Annotated in this window: 3 protein-coding genes; 1 reads left to right on the top strand and 2 read right to left on the bottom strand. The window is 65.0% G+C overall.

What is annotated here, in order from left to right:
- Positions 1 to 250: 250 nt before the first annotated feature.
- Positions 251 to 6,301, bottom strand: coding sequence for a translocation/assembly module TamB domain-containing protein (locus tag NKH73_RS24180; RefSeq protein ID WP_352936891.1), 6,051 nt, complete (start codon positions 6,299 to 6,301; stop codon positions 251 to 253).
- Complete coding sequence (locus tag NKH73_RS24185) at positions 6,301 to 8,229, bottom strand: autotransporter assembly complex protein TamA (protein WP_352936892.1); 1,929 nt, start codon at positions 8,227 to 8,229, stop codon at positions 6,301 to 6,303. The genes NKH73_RS24180 and NKH73_RS24185 overlap by 1 nt, the downstream gene beginning before the upstream one ends.
- A gap of 376 nt (positions 8,230 to 8,605) precedes the next feature.
- On the opposite strand from NKH73_RS24185, the gene NKH73_RS24190 reads away from it, so the two are divergent.
- Complete coding sequence (locus NKH73_RS24190; RefSeq protein WP_352936893.1) at positions 8,606 to 14,095, top strand: alpha-2-macroglobulin family protein; 5,490 nt, start codon at positions 8,606 to 8,608, stop codon at positions 14,093 to 14,095.
- Positions 14,096 to 14,105 lie beyond the last annotated feature (10 nt).

The following is a 14,105-nucleotide window of genomic DNA, read 5'->3' on the forward strand; positions in this document are numbered from 1 at the left end:
GAAGGGAAGCGGTTCGCGTGATAACGACAGTCTTGGCGCAAAATTGCTACTGCCCGGCAGATTTCGTTCGAATCTCCGGCATCGATTAAACTGAGACATTCGCCGCGGCGCCAAGCCTCACTCGGCGCGGTAATCTTGGACACATCCTTTCGAAACCGATCCGGTGTTCTGGGTCATGCGCCAGGGCTTGCACAGCGCCAGCCCAATCCCGAGCATGGTGCCAAAAACCGTGGCGTCATGCCGGCTGGCTTTAGTATTCGCGTTCGTAAAAGACGCCGCCCTTGGCTTCGCCGGCATCGGTGGCCTCGCCGCGCAATTTGACGCCGCGCCCGACATTGAAATCGATCGCCGCCCTGCCCGAACCCGGCTTGTCGCCCTTCTGGATCGTCACATAGGTACGGTCGTTCAGATATTTGCCCGCCGAGACGGCGGTGCCGCCCTCCTCGTCGGTGATGACGTCGAGATCATCGACGCCGATCGCGCTGCGAAGATTCTGAAGCAGCGAGGTCGAGCCGCCGACACCGGCCAGTTGCGCGGCGGCTTCGGCAAGCTGGGCGATCTGCAGCGGCGACAGGTTCGACATAGAGCGGCCAAAGATCAGCTGCGCCAGAACCTCGTCTTCCGGCAGCGCCGGCACCGACGAGAAGTTGAATTTCGGATTGGTCGCCTCGCCAGACACCACGATGGTGACGGTGGCGCTGTTCGTCGTCGATGTCGCTGTGAGATTGAGATAAGGCACCAGCGACCCTGAAAAGCCGACCGTGCCTTCGGTGAAGGTCAGCCGCTTGGCGAGAATCGTCAGCCGGCCGCGCTGCAAATCAAAAGTACCGACCGCTTGCGGCGACGATGCCGGGCCGGTCAGCCGCAGCGAACCACCAAGCTCGGCATCTACACCCCTGCCCTGGATGAAGATCTGGCTCGGCGCGTTGACGGTGACGTCGAGGTTGAGGCCGCTGCCGCCACTGCCGCCGCTCGCCGTCGCCGGGCGCAACGCCTTTTCCTGCGCGCGTACTGCGGCCGGCGCGTTCCTGTGCTTGACATCGAGCGCGGCCAGCGAGCCCGGCAGCTTTTCGGGAACGGTGATCACGGTCTTGGCCAGATTGATCGTGCCCGAAATCACCGGCGCCGACGCGAGCGGCCCCTTGATCGTCAGGTCGCCGCCGAGATTGGCGGTGACCACCCTGCCGTCGGTATAGCGGCCGTCGACGAGCTTGACCGACAGGTCGGCCGGAAAACCTTGCGCCGGAGCGATGCCGACAGTACCGCTGGCCGACAGACTGCCGCGCGTCGACAGCGTGCCGGTCAGGCGGTTGATCCTGGCGACGCCACCGCCGATTGCGACATCGGCGGCGATGTCGTTGATCGCAAGGCCCGAGCGTGCATCGATCAGGCGAGCGCCTGACGCGCGGACCGTGCCTGAGATCACCGGCGATGTCGCCGGGCCGCGCACCTGCAGATTCACGTCGGCCGCGCCGCTCAACGACAGGCCTTGCGCGGCGAGCGTCCGGGTGAGGAAGGCGAACGGCACCTTGCCGGAAAAGTCGAGATCAAGAGTGGGTGTGCCTGATGTCGCCACCGTGCCGCCGCCCTTGAGACCGAGGCCGGCGCCGTCGCTCATATTGGCGTCGAAGGCCAGTCTGTTGCCCGAATACGTGCCGGAGGACGAAACACCCATGCCGCCGAAGCCGGCGCCGCGGGTCTGCGACGTCTGAACGCCTGCGGCGTCGATGTTGAAGGCAACGGCCGGATTGGCCGGCGCGCCCGTCACCTTCACCGTGCCCGAAATCGAGCCGGCGGCATCGAGGCCCGGCGAAAAACTATTGGCCAGCGAGATCGGCACCCGCGCCAGCGTCGCGTTCAGATCAAGCGCCTGCCCGGCCTTGCCCGAAACCGTCGCCGTGCCGCCGCCGAGGTTGAGCACGACCCTGTCCAGGCTGGTCGTGCCGTTGGCGATGGTTATGGTCGAGGCCTGGGCGATCGCTGCCTTGATGCCGCGCATGGTCGCCTCGCCCGAGGTGAGTTCGACCGTCGTCGTGCCCTCGGCGATCCTGACGCGGCCGGCGGCCCTGGCTGGAATGTCCTTGACGTTGGCGCCGCCGGAAAAGCCGGTCCAGTCGCCGTCACGCTTTAGATCGACGTCGATGCCGCGAATGACGGTGCCGCCCGAAGTGACGCTGTCGGCACGAATTTTTCCGGAGATCACCGGCGCCGCGAGATAGTTGGCGATCTGCGCATCGATGTTGACCGTCTTTGCCGAGAGATCGCCGCGCGAAATCGAAGCCGTCGAAGCCCTGATGGTGACCTCAGGCGCATTGCCGGTTTTCGAAAAGAAGATCGTGCCGCGCACGTCGCCTTCCGCCTTTTCCAGCGCAAGCGCTGCGAGCGGTCCGATGTCAGGCAGGTCGAGCGCCACTGTGCCATCGGGCACGAAGGCATTATCGAGTGCCAGGTCGCCTGATATCCGGTTTTTGCCGAGCGACAGCAGAAGCCCATTGATGGCGCGCTTGCCGTCTGAGGTCGCCAGCACGGCACTGCCTTGCAGGGGCTGGCCCGCGACATTTCCGGTCAGTCGTACATCGGCCGCCGGGTTGGCGGCATCGGCCTTGCCGGTTGCGGTGAGCCTCAGCCCGGTGATCTCGCGTTCGGCCACCGAAAGCCGGTCGCTGTTCACCGTCAGCGACAGGTCGGGCGCGGTGCTGGCGCCTTGCGCGTTCAGCGCGAAAGCGATGGCGCCTTTGGCATCCCTGGACAGAAGCGAGATGTCGGCCAGCGCGCCCTTGATATCGGCGGCGAGTTTGTTGTCGGCAAGGCTGGCCTGCCCGTCGGCGGTCAGCGCGCCGGACACCAGCCGGATTGCGTTGGCGGTGATATTGCCATTGGCGTCGCGCTTCAGCGCGGCGCTGAGTTCCGTTCGCTCGGCGAGCACACCGCGCGCTGCCGCCGGCAGCGCCGCGGAAGCCGCATCCGCCCTGAGGTGGAGATCGATGGCGCCGTCGGCCAGCGAGACCCTTCCGTTGAAGCCGGTGTTCAGCGCATCGCCCGTCACCGACCCGCTGTCGATGACGACGGTGTCGACAGCGAGGCTGCCGGCGACCTTGGCTGTGATCTTGCCGGCGATCAGCGGCGCGATGGTCGGATTGTCCAGGCCGATCTTGTCCGCCGTCACCGTGCCGGAGATCGGCCCCGTCCGGCTTTTCACGTCGAAGGCGTCCGAGTGCAATGAAAGGGTGAGCCCCTCGACATTGGTGAAATTCGTCGCGACCGAAGGCAGAACAGCGGAGATATCGAGCTTCGGCTGCGTGCCCTGCCCCGCAGCCTTTACCGAAAGCGCCTGCAGCTCGAGCTTGATCGGGCTTTCGGCGCTGCCAAGCGCCAGCGGCAGGCTCGGGCCGGTCGAGGCCAGGTCGAGCGCAAAATCGCTGATGCCGTTTGGATTGATAGTGCCGGCGGCCTTGCCCGAAATCTTGTCGCCAGCGAGCGTCGCTCGATCAATGGCAATGCCGCCGGCGGAGGAGAAACTGCCTGCCGCATTGACATTGAGCGGACCGAGCCCCGCCTGGCGCGTCTGGCTGGTTTCGGCGCCGTCGAGTTGTGCATTGAAACGAATGTCCGGGGCAGCCGACGGCCCCGTCACTTCAGCTGTTCCGCTGAGCGCGCCCGCGGCGTCGAGGCCGGGTGAAAAATCATTGGCAAGGGCGGCCGGCAATGCGGAAAATTCTGCCGCGAGGTCGAGCGTCTGGCCGGCGGTGCCGGACACGTTGACCGATCCGCCGCCGACATCGAGCATCAGCTTCTCGATGCTGGCCGCGCCATTGGCGATGCTCAAGCTCGACGGCTGCGCAATCGCTGCCTTGATGCCGCGGATGGTCGCTTCGCCCGAGGCGATCTCGACACTTGTCGTGCCGTCCGCGATCTTCACCCGACCTTCGGCTGTGGCCGGAATGCCGGCCACAGTGGCGCCGCCGGTAAACCCGGTCCAGTCGCCATCGCGCTTCAAATCGACCCCGATGCCGCTGATCACGGTGGCGCCTGATGTGACCGTATCGGCCTTGATCGTGCCGGAGATTGCCGGGCCCTTGAGATAGTTGGCGACCAGCGCATTGACGGCAATAGTCTTCGCCGCCAGGTCGCCGCGCGAAATGGACCCGCTTGTCATATCGATGGCAACTGCCGGCGCGCCATCATCATTCGAGAACCGGATGCTGCCCTGCACGTCGCCCATCGCCGTCTGCCCGGCAAGTGCGGCCAGAGGGCCGATATCGGGCGCTTCGAGCGTCAACGTCCCCAGCGGCAGCAAGCCGTCGCCGAGAGCGAGATCGCCCGAGACCTTGTTGTCGGCCAGCGACAGGCTCAGCCCGCTGAGCGAACGCTTTCCGTCATTCGTGACCAATGATGCCCTGAGATCGAGCGGCTGGTCGTCGACGGACCCGGTCAGTGAGACATCGGCGGCAGGGTTGGCTATGTCGGCCTTCCCGGTCGCCGCCAGCTTGATCGTCTTGACCGTATGACCGGACGCCGTAAGGCTGTCGCTGTCGGCCGAAACCGAGAAATCCGGCGCCGAGCGCGCGCCGCTCGCCTTCAGCGCGAAATCGACGGCCCCGCCGACCGGTACGCCGACCATGGGCGACAGCACCGAAACGTCGCCGAGCGTGCCTTTGATGTCGGCCTGAATGTCGGTGCCGATCGCGCTGGCGGTGCCGCTGGCGCTGAGCGAGCCCGAGGTAAATTGCAGCGCATTGGCGGCAAAGGAACCCTGCGGGTCACGCGTTGCTGTCGCCGAGAATGTCACGCGCTCGCCGAGAACCGAGCGGATCTGCGGCGGCAGCGCCGTCGAAACGGCATCGGCATTCATCTTGAGCGTCATCGCCAGATCGGCCAGCGTCACATTGGCCGTCACCGAGGCATTGAGCGCGGCGCTGCGCAGCGTGCCTTGATCGAGGAGGATCCCCTCCTTGCTGACCGATCCGGCGAGATCCGCTGTCACCCTGCCGGTCACCAGCGGCGCCAGCGTCGCCACATCGGTGTTCAGGCCGCCGGCCGCAAGCTTGATGGTGACCGGTCCGCTGCGGTCTTGGATGTCGAAGCCGTCGGAATGGATTTCAGCCGCCAGATCGTCCACTCGCGTGCCGCCCGCCACCACCGAAACCAGAGACGCGCCGATATCGATGATCGGCGCCTTGCCGCCGCCGAACGCGCGGGCCGTGGCGCCGGTGATCGCGACGGTCACCGGCTGCGCCGCAGTACCGAGGCTGAGGACGATCGGCGGACCCTTGGCAGCGAGTTCCACCGAAAGATCGCTGGCGCCATTGGGATCGACGATGCCCGCGGCGGTGCCATGCACGGCATCGCTGTCGATATTGGCACGCTCGACTTCGATGCCGCCCGTCACGATCGCAGTTCCGGCGAGGTCGAAGCTGGTCTTGCCGGCAAACAAGGGTTTCAGATTATCGGGTATGAAGCGCTGGAAGTCGCCGTCGCCCTTGGCCTCGACATAGTTGCCCTTGTCGGTAAGCTGGTGACGGCCGGTAAGCTGGGTGACGATCTGGCCGTCGACGACGAAGGTACCGATGCCGCTCCAGTTGGCGACCGGCCCCGTGCCCGTGATGACGATGTCGACTGGAGGCGCATCCGGCAGCTTGAGCAGATTGGCGATGATGCCGCCGGCCGGCTCGGATGCCTTCAGATCGAGGTCGAGCTTGTTGTCGGCGGGCGCGAAATGGATGTTGGCGTCGACCTTACCTTCCTTGCCATCGTGGCGGGTGATGTTGAGGTTCGTTTCGAGCGCCAAAGGCGCCGCGTCGGCCTTGAACGAACCTTTGGCCGCGAGCTCTGCGATACCGCTGCCGGCCAGGGCCTGCCCAAGCGCGATTTCGGGCAGGTCGATCTGCTTGATGTCGAGCGACACCGGCAGTGTGGTGGCGCCGCCTTGGCTCGGCTGCGTGCTCGCCACCGGCAATCGCGCCAGCTCGATGCGATCGGCCGCGATGCGGCCGGCGCTTAAGTTTTTCGACAGAAGCGCCAACGGCGACCAGTCGACGGCCACCTTGCGCGCCACCAGCCAGGCGCCCTGGCGATCCTCCAGCACCACATGGTCGACAGTCAGCGCGCCGGACCAGATGCCGTCGATGCCGCTGACCGTGACCTTTCGGTCGTCGGTCGACGCCACGGTTGAGATGATGCCGGCGAGATTGTCGCGGCCGCGCTCGGTCTTGGTCAGCACGACGAGCGCACCGACCACCGCCGCCACCAAGACGAGCAGCGTGTAGAGGACAATGCGGAGGATGCGCTTGAACATTGCCATCAGAACGCCTGACCGATGCCGGCATAAATGCCGAAACGCGGGTCGTCGGGACCCCGATTGAGCGGCACCGCCGCATCGACGCGCAGCGGCCCGAACGGCGTAATATAGCGCAAGCCGACGCCGGCGCCGACCTTCATGTCGGAAAAATCCGGGAATTGCTCGGTCGAGACAGTGCCGGCATCGACGAACGGCACGACGCCGATCGTATCGGTGACGGCAATGCGCATCTCGAGCGAGGTTTCGAAGAAGGAGAGCCCGCCGATCGGCTGTCCGTCGATGTCCTTCGGACCGATGCCCTGATAGGCATAACCGCGCACCGAGCCGCCGCCACCGGAATAGAAGCGCCGGTCCGCCGGAACATCCTGAAGGCCGGCACCGATGATCGAGCCAATGGCGACGCGTTCGGCCAAGATGAACTTGGAGGCCGTGTCGAGCGACTGATAGGCCGATCCTTCGCCCCTCAGCTTGACGAAGGCCGCGCCGTTCAAAATATCGTAGCTCGGCTCGGCATAGGCCAGCAGCCTGAAGCCCTTCGTCGGGTTCAGCCGGCTGTCGCGGTTGTCGTAGACATATTGCAGCGGAACGCTGGCGATCAGGTAGGTGTGCTTGCCGAAAGAATCGGTGATCTTCGAATAGTCGAGCGCGACTTCCGCGGAAACCGTCTGCTGCTTGTCGAGTTCATACGACAGGCCGGTATTGCCCTTGACCGAGAAATGATCATACGCATCGGGATGCTCCAACACGGTGTTGACGCCGGCGAAGAACTTCGATGCCGGCCCGACCACGCCCGGCTTTTCGAACATGATGCCGGCATTGTAGTTGAGCTCGGTCAGGTCGTTGCTGCCGATGCCGCTGATTGCACCCTCGATGCGCAGCTTTTCGGCACGGCCGAACAGATTGCGGTGGCCCCAATAGCCTTCGAGGCCGAGCCCCTCGGTGTTGGAGAAGGTGCCGCCAAGGCCGAAATAGCGCGGCTTGCGCTCGCTGACTTCGACGCCGATCGGGATGTTGCCGTCGGCGTCGAGACTGTCGGCCTCCTTCAGCGTCACGCTATTGAAAACTTCCAGCCCGAGCAGCCGGTCGCGCGCCTCATCGACCTCTTCCGGCGAATATTGGCGGCCGCGCTCCAGGCCGGTCATGTATTCGGTGAAATCGCGGTCGACCTTCTCGGTCCCCTCGACCGTGGTGTCGCCATAGCCGGCAACCGGCCCGGCCGCCACGGTCAGCGTCACGTCGAGCGTCGAGGTGGCGTGGTCGGCAATGATCTCTCGGTCCGTCACCTTGGCCAGCGGCCTGCCTTCCTCTTTGAGCGCCCGCACGATCGAGACCTCGGCCTTGAGCACGGCACCGGAACCGGCATCGCCGCCGGCGATCAGGCCGAAGTCGGCGCTCGCCAGTCCCGCCGCATCGCCCTCCAGCCTGATGTCGCCAAGCGTGAATTTCGGCCCGGTCGCAACGTTGATCACCACCGGGATAGGCTGCGGACCGGAAAATTCGGCGTCGGGCGGCAAATCGTCGAGCGGCTTGCCCTCGATCGTGATGGTGACGACGCCCTCGTAGCGGGCGTCCGCGTAAAGTGCGGCGATAAGCTGATCGCGGTCGCCGCGCGCCTTGGCCATCAGGCCGAGCGAACCGGAGACCGGACGTTCTTCGTCGGCCTTCAGCGCCGAGGCATTTTCGAGCTTCTTGACGAGATCCTCGTCGGCATCGGGCGCTTCGATGGTCACCGCATAGCGCAGTGGATCGACGATGTCGGCGTCTTCATCCTCCGACGATCCCCACAGCTTGATGCCGAAAATCTCGAAAGCGGCCGCGTTTCCAGTCGCGGAAACCAATGCAGTCGAGCACAGCAAGGCGAAAAGCAAGGCGTGCAAAAGCACGCGCCGTGGCGCTTTCCCCCCCCACATCTGCCTCTCGTACGCCAACATTACAACTCTACACTAGCTCCCAAAGCTAAAATTGGAATGAACTTCTGAATTGCTCGTAAAGGAGCCACAATCCAATTGTCTGAAATAGACAGGGCTTGGAATTCACACCTTCTGCGTCGCCGCAAGAAAGCGTGATCCCTGTCCTGTGGAGGTACTACCGGCGATCGGCCGGAAAGGAAACCGTCGGCAGGCGGAACCTGCCGCGTCCTTGTGTTGACAAGCCTGATTGAAGCTTGAACATGTCTTGACGTTAGAGCGACGTGCGTCCATCCGGACGCACAAGGTACGCTCCAAGACTTTGAAGTGTCGCATCGTGCTTTCCGAAACCGATTTCGATTTTCGGGCCGATGCGAAAAGCAGTGTCTGGAGGGGTGTTATGGCAATGCGCGCGGCTCGTGGTCTATCGATCCTTTTCCTTCTCTTTTTCGCCTGGGGCAGTGTCGCGCAAGCGGCCGAAGCACGCCGGGTGGTGACATCGGACAATTCCGATTATTTCGGTTTCGATCTCAGATCCGACCAGAATGTCAGTCTCGACCAGTGCAAGACGACATGTCTAGGCGATCCCGCCTGCCGCGCCTTCACCTACAACCCCAAGGCCAAATGGTGTTTTCTCAAATCCGACTATAATTTGCTGAAGCCCTTCAAAGGCGCCGTCGCCGGCAAGGTCGTCAACATCGATGGCGACCCCGATATCGGCGCGCCGCCGGACCTCGCCTTTTTCCCCGCCTGGATGGCCGACCAGGCCCAGCAGTACCGCAACAGGCTCACAGGCCCGGCCTACACCAAGCCCACCGAAGGGCTGGCGGCGCTGAAGGCGGCGGCAGAACAAGCGGCGCAGACCGGCGACCGCCGCTCGGCCATGCAAAAATACGAGGCTTTGGTTTCGGTATTGCCCGACGACGGCCAGCTCTGGCTTGAACTGGCGCGGGAAACGCTCGCGGTGCAACCGACCGCCAACAGCGCGGAAGTGTCCACCCTGCCCGCGAACGCCACCTCCGCCGCCTTCAACGCCTACAAATTGCTGCGCACCACCAAGACGCGCGCCGAAGCACTGGCACTGCTCGGCGACGGACTCGATCGCCGCGACCTCGCCCGGCCGGCCCTCCAGGCCTACGAAGCGAGCCTCGCGCTGGTCAATTCGTCTTGGGTCTCGGCCGCCTATCAGGACCTGAAGGCGCGCAAGGGTTTCCGCGTCGTCGATCACACGGTCGACGCCGACACCAGCGCGCCGCGCATCTGCGCGCAGTTTTCCGAGGAATTGGTCAAGACCGGCGTCGACTATTCGCAATTCGTCACCGTCGACAACGCCGCCCCCAAAGGCGTCGAAGCCAAGGACAAGCAGATCTGCGTCGAAGGGCTCGAGCATGGCCAGCATTACGACGTGACCTTCCGCCCCGGCCTGCCGGCCGCCATCGGCGAGGTGATCACCGCCCCGGTGGTGCTGTCGATCTATGTGCAGGACCGCGCCCCATCCGCCCGCTTCACCGGCGACAGCTTCGTGCTGCCCGCCGGCGCGCGCCGCGGCATTCCGGTCGTCACCGTCAACATGAACGCCGCCGAAATGAAGCTCTACCGCATCGGCGACCGCTCGCTGACTCAGCTTCTGTCCGGCTACCAGTTCCTGCGCCAGCTTGACGGCTACGACATCTCCAACATCTCCGGCCAGATGGGCGAGCCGGTCTGGCAAGGCCAGCTCGACATCGCCAACGACCTGAACAAGGAAGTCACCACGTCCTTCCCGGTCGACGAAGCGCTGCCGCAGCGCAAGCCCGGCGTCTATGTGCTGACCGCGCAACCGGTCGACGAGAATGACGATGACAACGAAGACTATGATTCGCGCGCCACGCAATGGTTCGTCGTCTCCGACATCGGCCTGTCGACCTATACCGGACAGGATGGGCTGAACGTCTTTGCCCGTTCGCTCGGAACCGCCAAGCCGATATCAGGTGCCGAACTGACGCTGCTCGCCAGAAACAACGAAATCCTCGGCACTGCGATCACGGATGCAGAAGGCCGCGCCGTCTTCAACCCCGGCCTGACGCGCGGCGACGGCGGCATGGTGCCGGCTGTACTGACAGCCAAGCAGGGCGACAGCGACTTCGTCTTTCTCGACATGGGCCGCGCCGGCTTCGACCTGTCCGACCGTGGCGTCACCGGGCGTCCGGCGCCGGGCGCGCTCGACGTCTATGCCTGGACCGAACGCGGCATTTACCGCGCCGGCGAAGACGTCCATGTTGCAGCGCTTGCCCGCGACAGCGCCGCCAAGGCGGTCGAGAACCTGCCGCTGACCTTCATCTTCACCCGTCCCGACGGCGTCGAGAACCGTCGCATCGTCAGCGATGGCGCATCGGCCGGCGGCCATGCCGTCGACCTGCCGCTCGAACCCAACGCAATGCGCGGCACCTGGACGGTGGCGATCCACACCGATCCCAAGCAGGCGGCGGTCGCCAGCCACATGTTCCTGGTCGAGGATTTCGTGCCTGATCGCATCGAGTTCGACCTCGCCTCCGACAAGCAGGAGATCGCGCAGGGCGAAACAGCCAACGTCACCGTCGACGGCCGCTTCCTTTATGGCGCGCCGGCCGCCGGGCTGGCGCTCGAAGGCGAGCTGACGCTGTCGACCACCCGCAACTGGGACCGTTTCAAGGGCTATTCCTTCGGCCTCGCCGACGAGCAGTCGGCGGAACCGTCGGTCACGCCGTTTGCCGGCCTGCCGGTGGTTGGCGAGGACGGCAAGGCGACCTTCCCGGTTTCCGTCGATCAGTTGCCCTCGACCACCAAGCTCGTCGATGCCAAGGTCACGGTCAGGATGCGCGAGACCGGCGGCCGCGCCGTCGAGCGCTCACTCAACATCGGCATCCGGCCGCAAGGCCATATGATCGGCATCCGTCCGGATTTCGACGGCGACGAGGTGCCGCAAGGCGGCACCGCGAAATTCGGCCTGATCGCCGTCGATCCCGACGGCAAGCGCGAGGCGCTGCAGGGAACGCAATGGTCGCTGGTCAAGGTCGAACGCAATTACCAATGGTACCGCTCGAGCAATTCCTGGAACTACGAGCCGGTCACCTTCACCAAGTCGGTAGCCAACGGCCAGGTCGACCTCACCGCCGACGGCGAGGCCACCGTTTCGCTGCCGGTCGACTGGGGCCGCTACCGGCTTGAGATTGAGACATCGGATCCGGAAGGCCCGGCGACCAGTTACGAGTTCGACGCCGGCTGGTACGTCTCCTCCACTACCACCGAAACGCCCGACGGTCTCGAGATCGCCCTCGACAAGGACATGTATGCGGCGGGCGAAGTGGCCAAGCTGAAGGTTTCGCCGCATTTTGCCGGCGAGCTGCTCGTCACCATTGGCGCCGACAAGCTGTTAAAGACCGTCACGGCAACCGTGCCGGCCGGCGGCAGCAGCATCGACATCCCGGTCGGCGACGACTGGGGCGCCGGCGCCTATGTCACGGCAACGCTGTTCAGGCCTGGCGATGCGCAGGAAACGCGCATGCCGGCGCGCGCCATCGGCGTCAAATGGCTGAAGGTCGATTCGGGCTCGAAGAAGCTCGCCGTCACCTTGACGCCGCCGGACAAGACCATGCCGCGCCAGCAGCTGTCGATCCCGGTTTCCGTGGCCGGCGTGCAGCCGGGCGCCAATGCCTATGTCATGGTCGCGGCCGTCGATGTCGGCATCCTCAACCTGACCAATTACAAGGTGCCGGACCCGGAGACCTGGTTCTTCGGCCAGCGCATGCTCGGCCTTGAGGTACGCGACCTATACGGCCGGCTGATCGACGGCTCGCTGGGCACGTCAGGCAAGCTGCGCACCGGCGGCGACGGCGCCAACATGCAGTCGCAAGGCAGTCCGCCGACCGAAAAACTGGTCGCCTTCTTCTCCGGTCCGGTCCAGCTGGACGCGGATGGCAAGGCGCGGATCGACTTCGACATCCCGCAGTTCAACGGCACCGTGCGCGTCATGGCCGTCGCCTGGACCAGGGACGGGGTCGGCCATGCCCAGTCCGATGTGATCGTGCGCGATCCGGTGGTGATCACCGCCGGCCTGCCGCGCTTCCTGGCGCCCGGCGATTCGGCCGTCATGCGGCTCGACGTCACCGACGCCGACGGTCCGGAGGGTGACTATGCGCTTACCATCGACACGACAGGCGATCTTTCGACCGGCAATGCCACCCTGCCCGAAAAGCTGACGCTGGCCAAAGGCAAGCGGCAGACGCTGACCGTGCCGCTGATGGCTCAAACACCGGGCAACGCCTCGATCACCGTCAAGCTCGCGCATGCCGACGGCACTGCTGTCGAGCAGACGCTCTACGTGCCGGTGCGCCCGGCGCAATTGCCTGTCACCACCCGCATGGTGGTCGATCTCAAGGGTAATGGCGGGTCGCTGCGCGTCGACAAGGAACTCCTGGCGGCAAGCCTGCTCGACGGCGCTTCGGTCAGCGTCGGCGTTTCACAGGCGGCGGCCTTCGACGTGCCGTCGCTCTTGATGACGCTTGACCGCTACCCCTATGGCTGCGCCGAGCAGACCACCAGCCGCGCCATGCCGCTTCTCTATGTCAACGACATGGCCTCGGGCATCGGCATGGCCAGCGACCCCGACCTGCGCGGCCGCATCCAGGACGCCATCTACAAGGTGCTGAGCTATCAGGCCTCCGCCGGCAGCTTCGGCCTGTGGGGTCCGGGCTCCGGCGATCTATGGCTCGACGCCTATGTCACCGATTTCCTGACCCGGGCGCGCGAGCAGAAATACGACGTGCCGGCCCTGGCGATGAACCAGGCGCTGAGCAATCTGCAAAACTCGATCGGCTACGACCAGGACGTCAAGGATCGCGGCAGCGAGATCGCCTATGCGCTCTATGTGCTGGCCCGCAACAAGAAGGCCTCGATCGGCGATCTGCGCTACTATGCCGACACGCAGCTCGAAGCCTTTACGAGTCCGATGGCCCTTGCCCAATTGGCGGCGGGCCTGGCGCTCTACGGCGACACGCAGCGCTCGGAAGCCACCTTCCAGGCCGCCCTGCAGCTGGCCAATTCAACCTCCGCATACGACTACTACAGGTCCGACTATGGCTCGCCGCTGCGTGACGGCGCGGCGATGCTGGCGCTTGCCGCCGAATCGAAGCCGGTGCCGACGATCGTGCCGGCACTGATCAAGCTGGTGACGAAGGAACGCGCCGCCGTCAGGTGGACCAGCACGCAGGACGAGTCCTGGATGCTGCTGGCGGCCCGCGCGCTGAAGGCCGGCAATGATGCGATCGCGCTGACCATCAACGGCGCGCCGCATGCCGGCGCCTATTCGGACCAGATCGCCGGCAGCGATCTGCTCGACAGCCCGCTGACCGTCGCCAATACCGGCAGCAACCCGCTGCAGGCGGTCGTCACCACGGTCGCCTCGCCGATCCAGCCGCTGCCGGCCAGCGGCAATGGCTTCACCATCGGCCGCACCTACTACAAGCTCGACGGCACCGAAGCCAACGTCACCGAGGCGACCCAGAACGAACGCTATGTCGTCGTGCTCAACATCTACGAGCAGAACAGGTGGCCGTCGCGGCTCGTCATCACCGATCTGCTGCCGGCCGGCTTCGAGATCGACAATCCGGGCCTGGTTTCCAGCGCCCAGTTGTCGAACTTCTCCTGGCTGGCCCAGACCGACGCCGCCCATCTCGAATTCCGCGACGACCGTTTCGTCGCCGCCTTCAATCCGAACGATGGCGACGGCGACCGCAACATCACGCTCGCCTATGTCGTGCGCGCGGTGACGCCGGGCACCTATGCCCATCCGGCGGCAACGGTCGAGGACATGTATCGGCCGCAATATTCGGCCCGCACCGCGACCGGCATGATGGAGGTCAAGGCGCCGTAAGGGACCGATG

It is taken from the genome of Mesorhizobium sp. M0938 (genome assembly GCF_040319125.1).
Lineage (GTDB): Bacteria > Pseudomonadota > Alphaproteobacteria > Rhizobiales > Rhizobiaceae > Mesorhizobium > Mesorhizobium robiniae.